The organism is Vibrio harveyi NBRC 15634 = ATCC 14126 = KCTC 12724, assembly GCF_001591145.1.
Taxonomy (GTDB): Bacteria; Pseudomonadota; Gammaproteobacteria; order Enterobacterales; family Vibrionaceae; genus Vibrio; species Vibrio harveyi.
The window spans coordinates 202,451-222,628 of the sequence record NZ_BCUF01000002.1 but is presented as its reverse complement, the minus strand read 5'-3'; the positions used below and the strand labels follow the sequence as shown (position 1 = coordinate 222,628).

General features: G+C 45.9%; 15 protein-coding genes and 2 pseudogenes. 5 read left to right on the top strand and 12 right to left on the bottom strand.

Annotation, left to right across the window (positions count from 1 at the left end):
- Nucleotides 1-221 precede the first annotated feature (221 nt).
- Both VHA02S_RS02110 and VHA02S_RS02105 read right to left on the bottom strand, forming a co-directional pair.
- Nucleotides 222-3,383, bottom strand: a complete 3,162-nt coding sequence (locus VHA02S_RS02110; RefSeq protein WP_029789086.1) for an efflux RND transporter permease subunit — start codon at nucleotides 3,381-3,383, stop codon at nucleotides 222-224.
- Nucleotides 3,384-3,385: 2 nt separating this feature from the next.
- Nucleotides 3,386-4,522 carry an efflux RND transporter periplasmic adaptor subunit gene (locus VHA02S_RS02105; protein WP_038898123.1) on the bottom strand — a complete coding sequence of 379 codons (1,137 nt, stop codon included), beginning with the start codon at nucleotides 4,520-4,522 and terminating at the stop codon, nucleotides 3,386-3,388.
- A 498-nt stretch (nucleotides 4,523-5,020) separates the two neighbouring features.
- Between VHA02S_RS02105 and VHA02S_RS02100 the strand changes: the two genes are divergently transcribed.
- On the top strand, nucleotides 5,021-5,659 hold the full coding sequence (locus VHA02S_RS02100) for a winged helix-turn-helix domain-containing protein (protein ID WP_033008669.1): 639 nt from the start codon (nucleotides 5,021-5,023) through the stop codon (nucleotides 5,657-5,659).
- A 438-nt stretch (nucleotides 5,660-6,097) separates the two neighbouring features.
- On the opposite strand, the pseudogene VHA02S_RS26540 reads toward VHA02S_RS02100, so the two are convergent.
- The 6 genes and pseudogenes from VHA02S_RS26540 to VHA02S_RS02075 form a co-directional block, all read right to left on the bottom strand.
- Nucleotides 6,098-6,211: pseudogene (locus VHA02S_RS26540) on the bottom strand (alpha/beta hydrolase); the annotation flags it as partial.
- Nucleotides 6,208-6,327 (bottom strand): annotated as a pseudogene (locus tag VHA02S_RS26305) (LysR family transcriptional regulator); the annotation flags it as partial. The pseudogenes VHA02S_RS26305 and VHA02S_RS26540, both read right to left, overlap by 4 nt.
- Nucleotides 6,328-6,438: 111 nt before the next feature.
- Complete coding sequence (locus VHA02S_RS02090) at nucleotides 6,439-8,076, bottom strand: methyl-accepting chemotaxis protein (RefSeq protein ID WP_017819109.1); 1,638 nt, start codon at nucleotides 8,074-8,076, stop codon at nucleotides 6,439-6,441.
- A 183-nt stretch (nucleotides 8,077-8,259) separates the two neighbouring features.
- Nucleotides 8,260-8,736: a hypothetical protein gene (locus tag VHA02S_RS02085; RefSeq protein WP_038898125.1), complete on the bottom strand. Its 477-nt coding sequence runs from the start codon at nucleotides 8,734-8,736 to the stop codon at nucleotides 8,260-8,262.
- Between the two features lie 206 nt (nucleotides 8,737-8,942).
- Nucleotides 8,943-9,266, bottom strand: coding sequence for a cupin domain-containing protein (locus tag VHA02S_RS02080; protein WP_009698239.1), 324 nt, complete (start codon nucleotides 9,264-9,266; stop codon nucleotides 8,943-8,945).
- Nucleotides 9,267-9,269: 3 nt separating this feature from the next.
- Nucleotides 9,270-10,076 (bottom strand): class I SAM-dependent methyltransferase, encoded by an 807-nt coding sequence (locus VHA02S_RS02075; RefSeq protein WP_038898127.1) that lies wholly within the window; start codon nucleotides 10,074-10,076, stop codon nucleotides 9,270-9,272.
- Nucleotides 10,077-10,288: 212 nt separating this feature from the next.
- Between VHA02S_RS02075 and VHA02S_RS02070 the strand changes: the two genes are divergently transcribed.
- The 3 genes from VHA02S_RS02070 (at nucleotide 10,289) to VHA02S_RS02060 (ending at nucleotide 14,356) form a co-directional block, all read left to right on the top strand.
- Nucleotides 10,289-10,969: a Crp/Fnr family transcriptional regulator gene (locus tag VHA02S_RS02070; protein ID WP_038898128.1), complete on the top strand. Its 681-nt coding sequence runs from the start codon at nucleotides 10,289-10,291 to the stop codon at nucleotides 10,967-10,969.
- Nucleotides 10,970-11,170: 201 nt separating this feature from the next.
- A complete protein-coding gene (locus tag VHA02S_RS02065; protein ID WP_038898129.1) occupies nucleotides 11,171-13,426 on the top strand; it encodes a TonB-dependent hemoglobin/transferrin/lactoferrin family receptor in 2,256 nt (751 codons plus the stop codon).
- A gap of 93 nt (nucleotides 13,427-13,519) precedes the next feature.
- Nucleotides 13,520-14,356 carry a heme/hemin ABC transporter substrate-binding protein gene (locus VHA02S_RS02060; RefSeq protein ID WP_038898130.1) on the top strand — a complete coding sequence of 279 codons (837 nt, stop codon included), beginning with the start codon at nucleotides 13,520-13,522 and terminating at the stop codon, nucleotides 14,354-14,356.
- Nucleotides 14,357-14,437: 81 nt separating this feature from the next.
- On the opposite strand, the gene VHA02S_RS02055 is transcribed toward VHA02S_RS02060, so the two are convergent.
- The 4 genes from VHA02S_RS02055 to VHA02S_RS02040 form a co-directional block, all read right to left on the bottom strand.
- Nucleotides 14,438-14,773 carry a zinc ribbon domain-containing protein YjdM gene (locus tag VHA02S_RS02055; protein ID WP_005450215.1) on the bottom strand — a complete coding sequence of 112 codons (336 nt, stop codon included), beginning with the start codon at nucleotides 14,771-14,773 and terminating at the stop codon, nucleotides 14,438-14,440.
- 153 nt (nucleotides 14,774-14,926) lie between these two features.
- Nucleotides 14,927-16,381: a sucrose-6-phosphate hydrolase gene (locus VHA02S_RS02050; protein ID WP_038898131.1), complete on the bottom strand. Its 1,455-nt coding sequence runs from the start codon at nucleotides 16,379-16,381 to the stop codon at nucleotides 14,927-14,929.
- A gap of 31 nt (nucleotides 16,382-16,412) precedes the next feature.
- The gene (gene cscK, locus VHA02S_RS02045) at nucleotides 16,413-17,336 is read right to left on the bottom strand and encodes a fructokinase (protein ID WP_038898132.1); all 924 of its coding nucleotides are present in this window, start codon (nucleotides 17,334-17,336) and stop codon (nucleotides 16,413-16,415) included.
- A 165-nt stretch (nucleotides 17,337-17,501) separates the two neighbouring features.
- Nucleotides 17,502-18,941: a sucrose-specific PTS transporter subunit IIBC gene (locus VHA02S_RS02040; RefSeq protein ID WP_005450218.1), complete on the bottom strand. Its 1,440-nt coding sequence runs from the start codon at nucleotides 18,939-18,941 to the stop codon at nucleotides 17,502-17,504.
- Between the two features lie 235 nt (nucleotides 18,942-19,176).
- Between VHA02S_RS02040 and VHA02S_RS02035 the strand changes: the two genes are divergently transcribed.
- Nucleotides 19,177-20,163, top strand: coding sequence for a LacI family DNA-binding transcriptional regulator (locus tag VHA02S_RS02035; protein WP_009698245.1), 987 nt, complete (start codon nucleotides 19,177-19,179; stop codon nucleotides 20,161-20,163).
- The last annotated feature ends 15 nt before the right edge of the window (nucleotides 20,164-20,178 follow it).

The following is a 20,178-nucleotide window of genomic DNA, read 5'->3' as shown; positions in this document are numbered from 1 at the left end:
GGGCGAGATCAGGAATCTAATTGCCACACGCTCTCACTCAATATTTCACGTCAAGCTAAGGCTCTCGGTGAGCAGATTATGAATCACGCTCGTCCCTCGCTGTTCAGAATGACGTAAAAATTAAACCAAACTATCCAATTGAATCCAAAAATAAAGGACGCCGAAGCGCCCTTTTCTTGTACTTATTAGCAATAGTATAACTTAGTCTTTAGCGCTAAGTCCTACTCTTGGCTTGCCGTTGGTTGTGAAGTAGATTCCACTTGCTCTTTTTGAGCCTCTTTTCTTGCGCGGCGGTCGAACAAACGCTCAACCACAACGAAGAACACAGGCACGAAGAAGATACCAAGCAAGGTCGCACTTACCATACCGCCAAGTACACCTGTACCTACCGCGTTTTGACCCGCAGAGCCTACGCCCGCACTGATCGCTAGTGGCACTACACCCAGACCAAACGCAAGCGAGGTCATGATGATAGGACGGAGACGAACACGCACCGCGTGCAGCGTTGCTTCAATCAAGCCCGCGCCTTTCTCGTAGTATTCCTTCGCAAACTCCACGATAAGGATCGCGTTCTTCGTTGCCAGACCAACAGTGGTCAACAAGCTAACTTGGAAGAAGACATCGTTATCCATACCGCGAGTCATTACTGCAAGTACCGCACCTAGCACACCTAGAGGTACAACAAGCACAACCGCGAATGGTACTGACCAGCTCTCGTACAGTGCTGCTAGTACAAGGAAGACAACCAGAATCGACAGCGCGTAAAGCATTGGCGCTTGGTTACCAGACAGACGTTCCTCGTAAGAGATGCCGTTCCAGTTCACCGTAAAGCCAGGAGGCAGTTTTTCTACCATGGCTTCAATTTCTGCCATCGCTTCACCAGTACTTACGCCCGGAGCCGCGCCACCTTGGATGTTCATCGCAGGTAGACCGTTAAAGCGTTGCAATAGCGGAGAACCGTAAGTCCACTCACCCGTTGCGAATGCCGAGAATGGCACCATTTCGCCCTGTGAGTTCCGCACGTACCACGAGTCGAAATCTTTCGGCTGCATGCGGTGTTCTGCGTCACTCTGTACCATTACCTTCTTCACGCGTCCGCGGTCGATGTAATCGTTGATGTACGCACCACCCCATGCCGAAGCTAGGATTTGGTTTACATCGTTGATGCTCACATCAAGCGCACGCAATTTTACGTGGTCGATATGAACTTGGTACATCGGCGCATCTGCCTGACCGTTTGGACGCACACCCACCAGTTTCGGGTTTTGTGCTGCCATACCTAGGATTTGGTATTGAGCCGCTACAAGCGCTTCATGACCGTTACCGGTTGAGTCTTGTAGGTAGAAGTCGAAACCGGTCGCGTTACCCAACTCTTGAATCGCAGGTGGCGCAAATGCAAACACCATTGCTTCTTTAATGGTTGAGAAGTACCCCATCGCACGACCTGTTAGCGAAGCCGCATCCGAACCTGGTGCTTCACGCTCTGACCAATCTTTCAGACCGATAAACGCCATACCCATGTTCTGACCTTGACCCGCGAAGCTGAAGCCCGCTACCGAGAACACTGACGCGACGTTGTCTTTCTCTTCTTCAAGGAAGTAGTTACGGACTTTTTCTAGCGTCTTTTCAGTCTGCTCTTGAGTCGAGTTCGGTGGCAAGATTGCCATTGAGAACACGGTACCTTGGTCTTCATCCGGTAGGAACGATGTTGGTAGGTTCATGAACAACCAACCTGCGCCGGCACTCATTGCCGCGAACACCAGCAGCATACGACCGGTGCGTTTTAGCATTTTCGCTACGCCCGCTTCGTAACCCGCTGTTGCTGCATCAAACTTACGGTTGAACCAGCCAAAGAAGCCTTTCTTATCCGAAAATTCTGCATCGCCTTTCTTCAGTAAACTCGCACAAAGTGCCGGAGTAAGAATGATCGCCACCAATACCGATAGCGTCATCGCTGCTACGATGGTAATAGAGAACTGACGGTAGATAACACCGGTAGAGCCAGACATGAACGCCATCGGTACGAATACCGCAGACAGCGTCAGACCAACACCCACTAGTGCGCCAGTGATCTGCCCCATTGACTTCTTCGTTGCTTCTTTTGGATCGAGACCGTCTTCGTGCATTACACGTTCCACGTTCTCTACCACAACGATCGCATCGTCCACCAGCAAGCCGATTGCCAGAACCATCGCAAACATGGTTAAGGTGTTAACACTAAAGCCTGTCGCGTAAAGGATCGCAAACGTACCCAGCAATACCACCGGAACCGCAATCGTTGGGATGATCGTCGCACGGAAGTTCTGCAAGAACAGGTACATGATCAAGAATACCAACACGATCGCTTCAAGCAGTGTCTTGATTACCTCTTTGATCGACGCATCAACGAATGGCGTTGTCTCAAACGGGTAAGCGATCTTCAAGCCATCAGGGAAAGTCGCACTCAGCTGACCAAGACGTTCTTTTACTGCTTCTGCCGTTTCTAGCGCGTTCGCACCGGTACCTAACGAGATACCAAGACCTGCCGCTGGGAAACCGTTGTACTGACCTTTGATATCGTAGCTTTCTGCGCCGCGCTCAACACGTGCCACGTCTTTCAGGTAAACGTTCGAACCGTTCGCTTCTGATTTCAGAATGATGTTTCTGAATTCAGCCACACTGGTTAGACGGCTTGCTGAAGAAATCGTTGCGTTAAGCAACTGACCTTTTTGCGCAGGCGCTGCACCCAACTGACCAGAAGAAACCTGTGCGTTCTGTTCACGAATAGCGTTCGCGACGTCGATTGCAGTAAGGTTGAACTGAGTCAGTTTGAATGGGTCTAGCCAAACACGCATTGCGTATTGAGAACCAAACGCTTGCACTTGACCTACGCCCGTTACACGGCTGATCGGATCTTGAATATTGGTAACAACAAAGTCACCGATGTCGTTTTCTGTAAAGTCCGGGTCTTCAGAGTAAACCGCCACAACCATCAAGAATGAGGTGTTAGATTTATTTACAACGATACCTTGGCTTTGTACTTCCATCGGAAGCGACGTCATCGCCAATTGCAGTTTATTCTGCACCTGAACTTGCGCGATATCTGGATCGGCTTCACTATCAAACGTCAGCGTGATGGTGGCATTACCAAACGCATCACTGCTTGAGTTTAGGTAACGCAGGTAGTCCAGACCCGTCATGTTTTGCTCGATAACCTGAGTTACTGAGTCTTCTACGGTTTTCGCAGAAGCACCAGGGTAACGAGCACTGATTGAGATCGTGGTCGGTGAAATCGTTGGATATTGAGAAACTGGCAAGTTGAACAAAGACATTACGCCCGCCAACATAGTCAGAATCGCAAGTACCCAAGCAAATACCGGACGATCGATAAAGAATCGTGCCATGATTAAGCCTGCTCACCTGATTGAATAGTTACTGGACTACCCGGTTGGATCATCTGTAGACCGGTTGTGATGACTTTATCACCCACTTTCAGACCGTCAGTGATACGCCACTGGTTACCAATAGACTCCGCCGTTGTTACCGGAGTTATTGTTACCTTGTTGTCCGCACCCACTGTCATTACTGAGGCTTTGCCCGTTGCGTCACGCGTAACTGTGTTCTGCGGGATAAGAATCGCCACTGGGTCCACACCTACTGTTACCGTTGCGCGCACAAACATACCCGGTAGCAATAAGCCATCTGGGTTCGCGAATTCTGCACGTAGCGTTACGCTGCCAGTACTTTCATCTACATTCACTTCGGTAAACTTCATAATACCTTTATGCGCATACGTCGAACCGTCTTCAAGCGTTAGTGTTACTTGAGCGGATTCGTCTTTTTGCAAGTGACCTTGTGACATCGCTGCTTTCAAACGGAGTAGCTGAGCAGAAGATTGCACGATATCAACATTGATTGGGTCTAGCTGTTGGATAGTCGTTAGCGTCGCCGCTTGGTTTGCCGTTACTAGCGCACCCGCCGTTACGTTAGACTTGCTGATCACACCGCTGATTGGCGCTTTCACTTGTGCGTAAGAAAGATTGATCTTCGCTGTATTGATCTTCGCTTTCGCTACCAACACTTGCGCTTTCGCTTCTTTGTACGCTGCTTCTGCTTCATCGAGATCTTGTTGGCTGATCGATTTCTTCGTAATCAACGCGCGGTAACGACGAACTGTTGAGTACGTCGATTCTTCCGAAGCTTGAGCACGGATCAATTCCGCTTCTGCACTTAATAGGTCTGCTTGGAACGTAGAATCGTCGATCTGGTAAAGCGATTGACCTTTCTCAACCACACCACCCTCTTCAAAATTGCGCTCAGAAATAATACCCGTGACCTGTGGGCGAACTTCTGCCTCTTTAAACGCTCGGCTACGACCAGGCAATTCTACCGTTAACGCTTGGCGAACCGGTTCAACCGTCATTACCGTCACTTCTGGTGTCGGCGCTGGACCACCTTGTGCTTGTCCTTCTTGGCTCTGTTCACACCCGACCAATAATAGGCTCGACGCAATCAAGAGCGATAGCGTGGTTCTACGTGTCATGAAAATTCTCTCTTCCTAACTAAAAAACGTGACTCAATAAAAAGTCAGCAAATATTAGTCGGGATGATAATTACTCAATGTTGTACATACAACAAAATTTACCGCTCTTTACGATAGACAAAAATGTTTGTTCTAAAGCTGTTATTGATCTCTCAATTTGAGCGCTTTTCTATTGGAAAAATAAATTTTCTGTGAGCAATTGAAATTGGATTTTTCTTAAGAAAAACAGGAGAAAAGAGTAGACAAAACCAGAGAATTCGTGACAAAGAAAGTCAACAAAAAATCATATTGGAGAGAAATTAATATAAGCAGAGCATAAACTGAAATGATAACAAAATGGCATTGAATTTCATTTACAACTGATTAACATTGAATCATAAATTGAACATTTAACCTTCGCTTTGCGTAATTAATTTTCAAATATAGACGTTGATTTCCTTCTTCACTTCCCTATAATTCGCTCCCCTAAAACAGCCTGAAATACGAAATAAGTTGGTTATGAAAAACAACAATAGAATAGTATTAGGGAAATTCACATGGGACAGGACGACTCACTATTTACTGCCCTCCCTTTTGAGTGGCAAAACAGAAGAGCAAGACACAATTAAGCTCACCAATAAACAAAAAGCATTATTGAACTGCCTCGTTGATGCGCATCCAAACACGATCAGCAATAAAGAGATTATTCAACAGGTTTGGGGTTATGAGCATATCTCACAAGAGAGCTTGCCGCAGCTGATCAATCGCACTCGACGCACACTAGAAGATGACGACAAAGCGATTCTCATAAACACTCCTGGTGTTGGCTATGCATTAAACTTCGATGTTGCTGAGCAAGAAAAGCTCGTTTCTGAGCCAATAATTGAGCCAAAGCCAAAAACGCCTCCAATGAGTGTTATCAAAACGGGTCAAAGCCAAGGTTTATGGAGCCTTCTACTCACAGCATTGCTCATGCTAACAGTCTTCAACCTTTATGAAACGGCGAAAGCGCTGTATTACAAGCACGACTTTGAACAAGTACTAAGAGCCAAAGCTTACCCAGAAATAAAGCGTTCCGATGACGGAAAAACGATAGTGACAATTAACAACCATGAATGCATTTATCACAAAGATCAGCTTCTACTTCAATGCCCATAAATACAAAGTATTGATAGCATTGGTTGTGTTCAACGGCATTCTCTTGTTCACGGCACACCGGTCAAAAGTTCAACTGTTTGGCAAGGTAGAAGCGATGCAATATAGGTGGACGACCTATACTGAACTCTACAAAGATCACATTGAGACTCGGAATCATTACTCACCGATCGGTGGTGCTGTGACAGACTTCCAAGCGCTTGACTATCAATATGAATATTCAAAGTCTAAGGGAAACGAATACATTGTATTGAGTTACGAAAAGCCAGTGACCATGCGCCACAATCGTATCTACTATCTAGATGAACAATGCAGTTTGCTCTTTTTTGGCAGAGCGGAGCGAACCCTAAAAAACATGGGATTTAGATGCTTTTATTAAGACGATTGTAGTCGCAGTTAGAGCATAAAAACCGAGCTGAATAATTTCAGCTCGGTTTTCTTTTATTTCGAAACAACAGGAAAGTGTTTGTTAAGAAACGCCATCACGTGAGGAACATACTTCTGGGAATCAAATATCGGCGCACTATGCCCCACACCTTCTTCAATCCACAACTTCTACTCATTAATAAACGGAAGTCTCGTTTAGCCACGACCTTACGATAAATATTTTGTTCCGATGTCGGCGGCTCGTAGGAAGAAAGCGAGAAATGCACATCGCCAGACACCAGTTTCAATAATGAATAGAGAGTTCCCGCCCCCCGCATAATGGTGTGGATTCAAACACCTAAAGACAAAAAAGCCCCAAACTAAAGGGGCTTTGAGTTACCTAATCTTCCACTTGATTAAACGCGGAACTGACTGACTTGCTTGTCTAACTGTTGCGTCTGTTCTGACAGCATAGACAGTGACTGTTGCGCTTGGCTCACCACATCAACAATCGACGTGCTGCTGTCTGCGATACCTTGAACGTTGCTGTTCACTTCATCACTTACTGAGCTTTGTTGACCTGCTGCTGTCGCAATGTGCGTGTTCATCTCGTTCATACGTGCGATCGCGTTAAGGATTTCAGCCAAAGATTCTGTCGCCAAACCTGCCGATTGAATGGTGTCTTCGCTGCTGGTTTTACTGCCCTGCATCACTTCCACCGCCTGAGCAGCGCCTGCTTGCAGCTTCTCAATCATCGATTGAATCTCGCCCGTGCTCTTTTGCGTGCGGCTCGCTAGGGAACGAACTTCATCTGCCACGACAGCAAAACCACGACCTTGCTCACCAGCACGCGCCGCTTCAATCGCCGCGTTCAATGCCAACAAGTTGGTCTGTTCTGCAATGCCACGGATAACGTCCAATACCGAAGCAATGTTGCTTACGTCATTATCTAGTGTATTGATAACTTGGCTTGCACTTTCAATCTCACCCGCAAGATCACGAATCGCTGCGACTGTTTGCTCCAAAATCACATTGGTATTCGACAGCTCTTCGTTCGCTGTTTGGCTTGCCAAAGCGGCTTCTGTTGCGCTGTCGCTTACGTTGCGACTGGTCACTTGCATTTCATGAACTGCTGCGGCAACAGCTTCGCTATCACGTTGTTGGTGAACTGTTGAATCTGCAATGGTTGAGGTCAACGAATTCAGGTTGTTCATTTCCTGACGCAATGTGTTTGCGCTTTCGACGACTTGTGACACTGTCGCTTGAATTTTAGTCACGAACTGGTTGAAGCCACCGGCAAGTTGACCAATTTCATCTTGCGAGTTGATGCTAATACGTTGGCTCAAATCCCCTTCTCCAGACGCAATTTGCACCATTGCTTCTTTGATGTCGTTGATTGGCTTCACAACAGTTTTTAGCAGTAATACCACCATACCAAGCGCTGCGATAATTACGATTGCGATGCCTGCTTCAAGAATAAGTTCTGCACGGAGCGCCGCTGCTGCGATATCCGTTTTTAGCGTCTTTTGTTTCGCTTCAATCGCATCTTTCACCACATTTAGTTGCTCACGTACCGCACCAAATTGGTGTTCAAATTCCGCTTTGTTTGACTCGTAATAACTTACCCACTGCGATTGTGGCTTGCTGATCATGGTTTCATAGCTTTGCAGCCATTTCTCACCTGTTGATACTAGCTTCTGCACCTCGCTACCATGACTGCGAGGCATTACCCCCGCATCGGACAGTGACATGACTTTTTTCATACGTGGCAGAGCTTTGTATGCGTTGTCTTTGTATTCAAATAGATGGTGGTCAATTTCCGCTTGAGACTGCGCCAGAGCTAAACCTTGAATCGCTGACGTCGCTTGATAAAGGTCGCGATACGCATCTTCAATGGTAAAAAGGCTTGGGGTAACCTGCTCGTTAAGCGTGTCGCTAAGCTCGGTTTGTTTCCACATCGTGAGAACATTCAATACTGAGCTTAAAGTCAGTAATACAATCATCAAAGATAGAGGGAGAACTATCTTTTGCTTGATAGAGAGGTTGCTGAACATGAATAGATACCTTTTGTTATATTGTTCAAATCGCGCCCAATTATAACAAAGAGAAAGCACAAGTAATTTCATATACAGTGCAACGTATTATAATAATTTTTATCTTTACGACTAATATTTTAGATTCAACAAATAATTGAATTTATTGGCTTATCTATAAGAGACCAAGGTCACAAAGACACATCAAGAACTTCTGTCAATACAAGTTGTTTCCCCTTGTTTTGGTTGGAAGATCTCCATCATGGGTTCAATTTGAACATTGCCCCACACGACAAAGCCAAAGCACAATAAGGGGAACAAGAGATGAATAAGGGATTTGAACGTACCGAGCTTGCCGCGTTGAATCACAGTGGGTCTGAATACCTTCACACCTTTAGGTGGAAACTGACCTTCGATCAAACCACGTACGCCAAGTGGCAACATCAATACCGCAGCAAGTAAAAACACGGACAGTGGCATCCAAAAGAACAGTATGTGAACCAGAAGTTCTAAGCCCTGCATACCAAACACTTCGTAGCATTCGGGCGCTTCGGCGACGGCTTGCAACAAAGGCTCCCCCTCAAGCTTAAACAGCACGCCAACTAGAACGCAAAATACGCCAGCGATAGCGACTCTGATGATCTTTTCTTTTTTGCTGTACTGCGGCGCGTATTCCTTCATACCCTTTCCTATCAAGATAAAAACCGAGAAAGTCAGCTTAAGAATGGCACACCAGAGCGCAAATGCGTGCCTGGCTTTTGGGACGCACAATGGCGAATAATGAAACAGAAAGAAAACAGCCTCAATATCGCTATTGAGGCTGCCAAATACTGTTGCCCTAGTAAACTAACAATTTGGTTTTAATGATGGCGTACCTTATTTGAACATTACTTAGGCTCGCGCAACAGGTACAGCATCAGCTTCAATGGCGTTTTCGCGATAATGCTGTGAGGCAAATGCGCGTCCATTAGCAACCAAGCGCCAGCTTTTAGTTCCTTCGCCTCTTCTTCTAACGTGAACGTACATTCTCCTTCGAGTATTTGTGCAATCGCTGGTACTGCTGCAGTATGTTCACTCATTTCTTCACCTTCGGCGAACCCGAAGATAACACCTCGCAAACGCTCACTTTTGTACACAGGGCAACTCGTGATACCGGCTTTGGGGATATCCACTTCGCTGGCGAGATCTTCATATAAAGTGTATTCAAACATGATTTAGCTTTCCTTCTTTCTTGCGACAAGCGTTATCGCAGATAGGTTCTTTTCGTGTTTGCGGAAAATCTTACGCATGCCTAACACACGCTTTCTCGCTTGCGGTTTAGTCAGTACGTTTTTCACGATTTTTAAGAACCCACTCAAGCCTTCATCGGCGATAACGCGTTTTGGTTCGAGTAAATGCATTGGAGCAACGGCTTCAAATTCAACGACAAAACCATTCTCTTCCATCAGAGCTTTCCACTTTGCGGGTGTGATGGGTTTGGCGGGGTGTTGAATGGTCTCGGAAACTTCTCTTTGAATCGCGCGCTTTTTATCTTCATCGATAGTATCTGGCGTAATGCACAATTCATGGATACCGTAACGCCCATGAGTCGCGAGGATTCGAGCAGCCTCAGCAATAATTTCATTTTTACGCGCATCGGATTGCATCGTCAGCATTGCTTCGCCATAAACCACAGAAGCGCATTCTGGCTCTAACCCTGTCTCTTGTGCATTCCCGACATGACAACGTTGGTTTGCACCCTGTAAGTAAGAGCGAACAATCTCGGCTGCCTGCTCATTTTGTTCGATAGCGGTGTAGCTTGCAGGGGATTTTTCCAAGCACAAACGTGCCGTATAACCCATACCAGGCGCGAATTCGACAACACGGTCATCACGGGTAATTGCCAACCCTTGCAGCATTTTTTGTGTTAGCTCTTTGCCACCAGGACGCAGCACTTTCTTACCCAGTTGAGCGAGTACCCAGTGTCCCGGTGTTTTTGTCACTTCTCGCCCTTCATTGGGCATCGCTAATCGTTTAGACATAATGACTCCTAAGCAAAGATGGCGACGGGAACAAAAAGAACGACCAGACCGCACAGGGCAACCCATCGAAATACGTGGCTAATACCGTCCATAACTGTTCTCCTTTCTCAGGTTGGATAAGTTGGCACATAAATCAATAATGATTATTATTTGTATCTTATCCCCCAAGTCCGAATTTGCTGCTTGATAATTATCAAGCTAAGGAAAACAGCGTGCCCGGCTCTATTGTTTCGCTCCTGAACGAAGAAGAAAAAACGCAACTCTTCTCAAAACGCTCGCCTTTGCATTGCGATGCAGGGCATCAACTGTTTGAACGTGGGGAGCCTGCGGAAAATATGTATTTGGTAGAGAAAGGAAAAGTCTCGCTGTTTCGTTTGATGCCAAACGGCGACGAAAAGCTGTTTAGAGTGTTTATGGCGGGAGAAATGATTGCGGAAATGGCGATGTTTATGTCCCCAAGAACCTATCCGATGAGTGCCCGTGTCGATCAGGACACGGAGTTATCAGTGTTCTACTACCAAGATGTGTTAACGGTGTTTACTCAGTCTCCGCAGACTTCATTAAAAGTCATGAACTACATGACCAATCGCATCCACCAGCTGATGGATACCGTGAACATTTTGACGCAAGTAAACGCGAACCAAAGACTGGTGATGAAGCTGGCTGACTTCTATTGTGCTCAATCGAGAAGCGAAGGGAAAATCACATTACCCGTGACAAAAAAGCTGCTCGCAACACAGCTAGGGATGACGCCAGAAACGCTTTCTAGGACGTTCAAAAAACTGAAAAACGAGGGTTTTATTACTGAGTGCGAAAGCCATATCACGTTGCTAGATATTCCTGCCATGTGCGAAGCGGTGGAGTTAGCACCAGAAATATTCCAACGAGATTGAGAGGCAGCCATCAGCGGTGTTTGCCGACTTGAACATTCCACCACCACCCAAAAGATGCAAATGAGATGCATTATTAATTGATAAAGATCAAATCTGGGTGAGCAAATCTTGTTCATCATACTGCGATAATAATGATAACCATTCCCACTTGAAGCGCTAAGAGCTTTTATTTTTAGTGCGATTTTTCTAAGGAAATGCAGTATGTCTCTTTTAAAGCCAAGGGTGGCACCTTTTACATTATTGCTGCCAACGCTTATTGCCCCTCTCACCTATGCATCTAGTGATGCCGAACAACAAAAGCCCACGGCAAACACACAAAAAATGGAAACCGTTGTCGTCGTTGCGTCTCGTATGGAACAGTCTATTTCTGACGTCGCAGGTAGTGTGGCGGTTGTCAGCTCAGAAGATATTGAAAAGCAGATGGCAAACAATATCGAAGAAAGCCTGCGTTACATACCGGGCGTCAGCATGAATGGCAACTCACGTTTTGGGGCGTCAGATTTCAATGTCCGAGGAATGGACGGAAGCCGGGTTAAAGTTCTAGTCGATGGCGTAGAACAACCCGTCGCTTACGGTTCAGGAGTCAGCGGAACTGTTATGAATGTTCTTGGCAAAGGTCAAGGGCAAGTCGAAGTTGATACGCTCACCGCCATTGAAGTTAACAAAGGTTCGTCTTCAAGTTTGTACGGCAGTGGTGCACTCGGCGGCAGCGTTTTGATGAGAACAAAATCCGCGGATGATCTCCTCCAAGGCGAAGAAGGTCATGCGAGTGTCGACGCAGGGTATCAATCTCGCAACGGCAGTTACAAAGCAACCGTAAACGCGGCTCGCCAGTTTAATGAAGACCTTAAAGGGATGATTATCTTTACTCACCGCGATGGTGACGAACTGGAAACGCATGGCGATGGGGCTGATATCACTGGCGAAGGTCGCGGTAAAGCCGATCCGATGAACTACACATCAAACAACATTTTGTCTAAGTTAGAACTTCAAGCCAGTGAAAAGCATCATTTCGTGTTTACTGGGCAGTACTTCGAACAAGACTCGGATGGGAAAAGTCGTTCTCTAGAAGGCAGCTCTAGTGGCTTCAATAAATATTCTAGCTATCATTTCGAGGACACTCAGCGCAGAGGCCGCGTTGGCATTGAGCACACTTGGAATGCTCAATACTCCGCTTTTGATCGCCTAACTTGGCAAGCAAACTGGCAGATTTCGGAAGCGAAAAACACCACAAAAGACACACTGACAAGCGCTTTCCCACCTTTTACCAGCACCGATCGAACCAGACAACGTAACGCGAAGGATACATCGCTCCAGCTGGATGTACAGCTCGATAAATCGTTCGTGCTAGGAAACACAAATCACGACTTTATTTACGGAGCAACCTTAATCGACAGCGAGTTCAAGCTCGAAACTCGTGACACGGATAATAAAGGGAAAGACACCAGTGGCGTTGTTGAAATGCCACCAAAAACTGACGTACGCAAAGCTGGGCTTTTCGCGCAAGATCAGATGTATCTTATGAATGACCGCTTGATTGTAACCACTGGTCTTCGCTACGACATGTTCCAATACCGACCAACCAAAGATCATCGCAATATCAACGGCAACCTAGGTGAATACAAAGATCTCGATACAGATGCAATCACAGGACAATTAGGGGGCGTGTTCCACTTTACCGATACCACCAGCGCCTTCGCTAAATACGCGCGTGGTTTTAAAGCACCAACACCAGAAGAGCTTTACTACAGCTTTGAGCGTAATCCCGTCCCTGGAATGCATGTTGTAGTGCTTGCAAACCCTGATTTGAAGCCCGAATCCAGTGATTCTATTGAACTGGGTGTTCGCCAGAACTATCAAGCGTTGAACTGGGAATTAGCAGCGTACTACAACGATTACAGTGACTTCATTAACTCAACATCTTGGACTGAAGTGCACCAAGGTACTCGATACATGTACAGCAAAAACGAGAACATCGACAACGCGAAAATCTACGGTGTGGAATTCTCAAGTGCCCTGCAGCTCGGAGCGTTAATGCCTGTACCAAATGGCACTTACTTACGTGTCAGTGGTGCATGGTCTGAAGGTGAGGATAAAGACTCAGGAAAAGCCATAGACAGTGTCGCACCACTGAGCGGGGTATTGGGTCTTGGCTTCGACCAAGCCAATGCACTGTACGGCTGGGAAACCACCTTAACGGCTGTTGCTAGCAAAGATGGCAGCGATTGGGGCAATAAAGATAACTTGTCAGCACCAGGCTACGGCATCGTTGATGTTACCGCCTATGCGCAACCAATCAAGAACCTAACCATTCGAGGTGGTGTATTTAACGTATTTGATAAGAAATACTGGAGCTACAGCCGTGTGAAAGGGTTAACACCAACGTCCGTTGCAAATTCAGACTCGTTAACTTCGCCAGGTATCAACTTCGGCGTGAACGCGAAATACGTTTTCTAAAGCACATTTATACTATTTAGCCCCTTCTTCTACGGAAGGGCTTTGATTTATCAAACATACCCGTATTTGTTCATGGTATGTAAGGTGAAATACATGAAAAAACTCTTATGTTTGGCACTCGCTTCTTTGGTCACGATGCCCTTGCATGCTGAAGATCGCATGATCAGCTCAGGCTTTGGGGTGACAGAAATCATTTATGCATTAGGCGCGCAAGACAAGCTAGTCGGTGCAGATTTTACCAGTAGACATTTGATTGAAGGCAATGAAGACATCGCACAGTTAGGCTTACATGTTCGTCTCTCTGCTGAAGGAGTAATGGCACTGCGCCCTACCCACTTGATCGGCACTGATGAAATGGGACCACAAACTGCCATCAAACAAATTGCGAAAAGTGGTGTCGAAGTGGTAACAATCCCTTCAGGGCAACATGTCCCTCAGCTGTTGTCTCGAATAGACACTCTGGCAGCAGTCATGGGGCATCCTACTGAAGCCAAGCAGCTAAAACAAAGCGTGACATCAGAAATTGAGAAACTAGAACACAAACAATGCCAAACCAAGCCAAAAGCTATTTTCTTTATGCTTGACCGCTCTGGAGCAACACGCGTCGGTGGCGCTGATACGGCAATCGACACCATCATTACTCTCGCAGGGGCGATTAATCCTGCACAAGCACACTTTAAAGGCTATCGCTCAACCAGTATGGAAGCGATGTTAGAGATGCAACCCGACTACATTTTAGTGAGTCAAAGAGCGTGGGATATGTATCAGAGTGCGGATAAGATTCTGGACAAGTTGCCGGCTCTAAAATCAACGCCAGCCGGCATCAACAAAAATATCCTTGTCGTACCAAGTGGCGCCTTATTGGGTGGATTTGGGCTAGCAAGTATCGAGGTAGCAAAAGAGCTCAATCAAACGTTTTGCCCTCAATAATCAAGCTTTGCTTAAAAACAAAAAAACAGCTCCTAATGAGCTGTTTTTGTTGCTTCTGAAAGCGATATCTAAGTGCAGGTATTACGCCTTCTTCACAAACTGCGCCGTCACCATCATCTCGCCAGCGCCATCGACTTTACAATCTAGTTGATGATCTTTGCCGTCTTTAATACGACGAATCACAGCTTTGGTGCCGATCTTCAGCACCAATGAGCTGCCTTTTACTTTTAGATCTTTGGCTAACGTGACCTTATCACCTTCCTGCAGCAAAGTGCCGTTGGCATCTTTCACGTTTACGGCGTCTTCTTCTGCTGCCTGAGTCGGGTTCCACTCGTGTGCGCATTCAGGGCAAACTAAGTGGTCTTGATCTGGATAAACGTATTCTGAGTTACAATTTGGGCAAGGAGGTAAAGACATAAATAATCACGAGCTAATGAATTTGCCAATATGGTAATGGTAATTGCTCACCTTATCGAGCCTATTTGCAAACTATCGTATATATCGAAAAACAAAGCTGATTGAAAACGGCGTCATCTCTTACCCGAGGACAACGCCGTTCGATGCGCCGAACTATATAGACGATTCAAACAAGCCTGTAATACATTTCAAAGGGAAAAGCCTTGCTTGCTCCAACCCTCTCAACGTTACCGTATTGAGGTCATCAATAAAGAAACGACTGGTCATCGTGTGTTTGCCACCATTAATGAAAATCTCGATGACAGAATTGTCGATATACATCTCAATCGTCTGCTTAGCGTCCAATCTTGGTACTTTTCGAATGCCACCAAATTCTTCTGCGTACAAGTGAGACATGTGATGACGCTCCAGCACAAACTCGTGCTCTGTCGCACTAAAGACGATGTTGTCACCCTTGAGGTTACTCAGCTCAAGTTCAAAGCCATCGCCCACAAGGTCTAATTGGATCAAACAACTGGTGCTTTCCAGTGTATGGGATTGTGCAAAGACCACCTCTTCTTTTCTTAAACTTTTCAGCTCAGGGAGCGGAGTTTGAACAAGAAAACCATCTTTCAACGTTAGTTCTCTAGGAAGAGACAGCATTCCTGCCCACTGGTGTGTGACCGATGGCGTGTCGATTTCTGGCAACCCTATCCATGCAATAAGAATGCGACGCCCATTCTCATCTAAATAGGTTTGTGGGGCGTAGAAATCAAACCCATAATCTGGCTGTAAAATATCTTGGTGGTTTTCTAAAGTCATCGACTCTAGGTTCAACTGATCACCCACGATATACGCGACAGAATAGATGTTTTTGAAATCATAAGGATTACTACTGCTCACGCCCTGTGGAGAAAACAGCATCACCGATTGACCATTAATCTCAAAGAAATCAGGACACTCCCACATGTACCCAAGGTCAGAAAACTTGGTCTTGATAGAACCTTTATGCTGCCACGTTTTCAAATCTTTGCTTTGATAGAGCGCCATTGAACCATGTTCAGTTTTGGTTTGAGCACCCACCACCATCAAATAGTCGTCGCCTTTCTTCCAAACTTTTGGATCACGAAAGTGCTCCGTGTAATGTTCGTTCTCAATGACCACACCGTGCTTTTCAATGTTGCCGTCTGAATCCATGGTGGCAAAACACTGTGTTGGGATTCGATTCCAGTTTTGGTCACGCTTGTTGCCAGTAAAAAACAGCAAAGCCTTGTTGTTTTCCACCAAAGCGCCGCCCGAATAGACACCATGTGAATCGTAGTCTTGGTCAGGATGAAGACCCACGCCATGATCAGTAAAATGGATGAAGTCTTTAGTAGAAAGGTGATACCAATACTTCATTCCATGAACCGGTCCCACTGGCGTCCACTGGTAAAAGATGTGGTGCTCACCATTGAAATAGCACAACCCATTTGGGTCATTTAACAGCCCAAATCTAGGGGCGATATGAAAACTAGGAAAGCCTTTATCTTGCTGACGTAAAAGTGTCATTTCTTCGATATCACACTGAGGGATTTGTTCAAGTCGGCGATATCTTTGCTCTACAGTCCAACGGTTGTCTAAGCTCATAATTTTTCTCAACTGAAATTGGATCTGAAGATCATTGCCCAATAAATTGCAGCAATTCTGTCTGGGTTGGAAGCGCGGTCATTGCGCCTTTTTGCGTCGTCGCTAATGCACCACAGCCATTTGCCCATTGAATCGCAGAGCTAACAACAGGATGATTTTTCCAATCCTCATGTTGAGACAGACATGCCAGTAGCCCTCCGACAAAAGCATCACCCGCACCTGTGGTATCAATCGGACTAACGACTTGACCGGTGATCAGCTCACTCTGACTTTCAAAGACGCGCCAAACGCCTTTCGCACCTTGTGTCACCAAGACCAAAGCAATATTCATAGCGGCTATTTGTTGTAAACCTTGCGCTATCGATGTTGAGTCAGTTAAGAACAAAAGCTCTTCTTCAGAGAACTTAACCACATCAGCCATCGCTACAGCCTTCATTACGACAGCTTGGATTTCTGATTGATCTTGCCACACTTCATCACGCAAGTTAGGGTCAAAGCTAATGAAACCACCAGCGGCTTTTGCTCTTTTGATCGCCTCAAATGTGCTGCTTCTACTTGGCTCATTTGCCAGTGAAATCGAGCAAACATGCAGCCAGTCACCTTGCTTAAAGTTTGGGATATCTTCAACAGACATAAACTGATCAGCGCTCGGTTTTACCATAAACGTAAAGCTGCGCTCACCTTGATCGTCTAAATCCACCACCACTGTTGATGTTCTTTGCTCAGGATCTTTAACGAGAAACTCCGTGCACACGCCCTCTTGATCCAGCGTTGATTTCATAAAGCGACCAAATGGGTCATCACCCACACGTCCAAAAAACGCACTCTTACCAGATAGACGAGCAATTGCTACGGCGACATTCGCTGGTGCACCACCGGGACATTTGAGTAAAGAAGTCTCAGATTCCGGTATTAGATCGACAACAGCATCACCAGTTACCCACACTTGATTCATCTTGCTTACCTTAAAATTAAAGCCCTGATAGTCCAACGTGTTGAACACCTTCACTACCAAGTAAAAATTGAAAAAGGCTAGCCAAGCCATTAGTGCTTGGCTAGCACCCCAAACATTTAGGAAAAGAAGTGGATTTTGGGGGACTCCACCCTTAAGGAGTTCAGATTAAGCCGTTGCTTTTTTACCGACTTTAGCGCGGTCACGCATACCAAGAACAATGGTGAGAACAAATGCGGTCAAGAACGCGATCACCATACCCGCAATGTAGTAACCAATCTTATCCGGCGTGATGGAAATGATGCCTGGAAGACCAGCTGCCCCTAATGCCTGAGCTTTCACATTAAACATTGTGATGAACGCACTTGATAACGCCGCAGCGCAAACTGCCGCAATAAATGGGTAACGTAGTTTTAAGTTAACACCAAACATGGCTGGTTCTGTAATACCCAGCAAACCCGTGACACCCGATGGAATCGCAATACCTTTCATCTTCTTATCTTTGCTCATCACGCCCACTGCCAACGCTGCAGCACCTTGAGAAACGTTAGACATTGCCGCAATAGGAAAGATAAAGGTGCCGCCCGTCGTCGCAATATCCGCAAGAAGTTGCGTTTCAATCGCAATGAAGCTGTGATGCATACCGGTAATAACAAACGGAGCATAGATAAGACCAAATACCGCACCACCAACAAAGCCAGCTGTGTTGTATAGCCAGTTCAGACCATCACCCAATAGGAAACCGATATCTCGCGTGAATGGACCGACGACAGTAAACGTCAATAAACCCGTGATGAAAATCGCAAGTAGCGGCGTTAAAAGGTTATCTAAAACAGAAGGAATAACCTTGCGCAGACCCAACTCAACCTTCGCAAGAATGAATGCCGATACCAAAACCGGTAACACCGAACCTTGGTAGCCCACTTTTTGAATTTCAAAGCCAAGAATATTCCAAACCGGAATGTTGCCAGATACCGCAGCCCCCCCGAAGCCCCACCCGTTAAGTAATTCTGGGTGGACCATCAACATACCTAACGCCGCCCCTAAATAAGGGTTACCGCCAAACTTCTTACTAGCTGAAAATGCCAGCAGAATAGGCAGGTAAACAAACGGAGCGTTCGCAAACGTGTTGATCATGTTCGCCAAGTCTGTCAGTCCTGGGTTGGCATCAATCAAAGATTTGCCATCAATAAACAAGCCTTGAGCAGTCAAAAGGTTATAGATACCCATCAACAAACCGCCAGCGACGATTGCTGGAATGATTGGGACGAAAATATCAGACAGCCCTTTCACCGCGCGCTGAACGATGTTTTGTTTCTCTGCGCCAGCAGACGCAACGTCGTTGGTGGACATTTCACTCATCCCCGTCAACTTCGCCATTTCTGCATAAACTTGGTTTACGATGCCTGATCCAAAAATGATTTGGTACTGACCCGCAACTTTGAACTGCCCTTTTACCCCTTCAAGGCTATCAATCGCTTGTTCATCTATTTTTTGCTCATCTGCAACGGCAAGGCGTAAGCGTGTCGCACAATGCGCAAGTGCGGTGATGTTGCTTTTACCACCTAATAGAGTTAACAACTCTTTTGCTACTGCCGGATAATTCATTTCATACCCCATTGGATTATTATCTGAGCTTGCGATATTTTCGGGAACGTTTGCAAAACAGATTTTTGCTCAATAAAACCAAATGATCAAAGATAAAGCAGAGAGAATGTGAGAATGATCGTCAAATTCTCTCCCTAAGAGCAGTATAGGAGGTTAGAATCGCTACTTATCAAAGAGATTTTCATCTTCTCTTTGCAAACAATCCCAAAAACGAAAAACAGAATGGATAGGAACAATGGCGAGTCTGCATGATGTCGCCCGTCTGGCTGGCGTATCAAAATCAACAGTGTCACGGGTTATAAACGATGAGTATGGCGTAAAAGAAGCGACAAAACAGAAGGTCCGCCAAGCAGTAGCGGAGTGTGGCTATGTGCCGAACCAAGTCGCTAAAGATCTAAAATCTCAAAAGACCAATCTGGTTGGTGTCATTGTTCCTCGGGTTTCCTCTCATGCCACATCCCAAGGTGTCGATGGATTAACCGATGTCCTTGAAAAAGCTGGGAAACATGTCTTACTTGCTAGCACTCACCAAGCCCACGAAAAAGAACTGGAATACATTCAGATCTTTAACCAAAAACGGGTTGAAGGGATCATTCTTTACGCCACCCACCTCGATTCCAAGCTGGTAAAAGCAATTCAAAACTCAGCCGTCCCAGTTGTGCTCGTCGGTCAAGATGGCTCCATGTTTAATATTCCAAGCATCATTCATGATGACGCACGAGTAGGGTTTGAAGCGGGAAATAGACTGGTTGCAAAAGGTTGCCAAACCATGGGTTTTATTGGTGTGCAAGGTGACGATATCGCGGTAGATAAGCAACGCTCTGAAGGATTTGTTCAAGCGCTACAACATCATGGTTTTGAGCTCGCCTTCCATGCTCGTGGTGACTTTACAATCGATTCTGGCTATTCATTGGCAAAACAACACTTAACAAAGAACCCTAAGCTAGATGGCTTGTTCTGTGCGACAGACCGTATTGCTATCGGTGCGATGAGAGCGATTCAAGAGCTCGGGTTAACACCGGGTAAAGACGTTTTAGTGTTAGGAGTTGGTGATGATGAGCTCGCATCAGTGTGCACCCCAACCTTATCAACATTTAACTATGCATTTGATAAAGCAGGGGAAAATGGTGCGAAACTGTTACTAGATAGAATTGCTAACAGAAGTTTTGAAATGAGTAAGATGGTACTAACCTTCAAAACAATTGAGCGTCAGTCCTGTTAATGAAAAAGCGCCAAC

Coding starts and splice junctions, on each gene's coding strand:
- VHA02S_RS02085 (WP_038898125.1), bottom strand. CDS start 8,736: ATGAAGGAATACGCGCCGCAGTACAGCAAAAAAGAAAAGATCATCAGA.
- cscK (WP_038898132.1), bottom strand. CDS start 17,336: ATGAATCAAGTGTGGGTAACTGGTGATGCTGTTGTCGATCTAATACCG.
- VHA02S_RS02060 (WP_038898130.1), top strand. CDS start 13,520: ATGAAAAAACTCTTATGTTTGGCACTCGCTTCTTTGGTCACGATGCCC.
- VHA02S_RS02040 (WP_005450218.1), bottom strand. CDS start 18,941: ATGAATTATCCGGCAGTAGCAAAAGAGTTGTTAACTCTATTAGGTGGT.
- VHA02S_RS02105 (WP_038898123.1), bottom strand. CDS start 4,522: ATGACACGTAGAACCACGCTATCGCTCTTGATTGCGTCGAGCCTATTA.
- VHA02S_RS02100 (WP_033008669.1), top strand. CDS start 5,021: ATGAAAAACAACAATAGAATAGTATTAGGGAAATTCACATGGGACAGG.
- VHA02S_RS02075 (WP_038898127.1), bottom strand. CDS start 10,076: ATGTCTAAACGATTAGCGATGCCCAATGAAGGGCGAGAAGTGACAAAA.
- VHA02S_RS02110 (WP_029789086.1), bottom strand. CDS start 3,383: ATGGCACGATTCTTTATCGATCGTCCGGTATTTGCTTGGGTACTTGCG.
- VHA02S_RS02035 (WP_009698245.1), top strand. CDS start 19,177: ATGGCGAGTCTGCATGATGTCGCCCGTCTGGCTGGCGTATCAAAATCA.
- VHA02S_RS02090 (WP_017819109.1), bottom strand. CDS start 8,076: ATGTTCAGCAACCTCTCTATCAAGCAAAAGATAGTTCTCCCTCTATCT.
- VHA02S_RS02050 (WP_038898131.1), bottom strand. CDS start 16,381: ATGAGCTTAGACAACCGTTGGACTGTAGAGCAAAGATATCGCCGACTT.
- VHA02S_RS02065 (WP_038898129.1), top strand. CDS start 11,171: ATGTCTCTTTTAAAGCCAAGGGTGGCACCTTTTACATTATTGCTGCCA.
- VHA02S_RS02055 (WP_005450215.1), bottom strand. CDS start 14,773: ATGTCTTTACCTCCTTGCCCAAATTGTAACTCAGAATACGTTTATCCA.
- VHA02S_RS02080 (WP_009698239.1), bottom strand. CDS start 9,266: ATGTTTGAATACACTTTATATGAAGATCTCGCCAGCGAAGTGGATATC.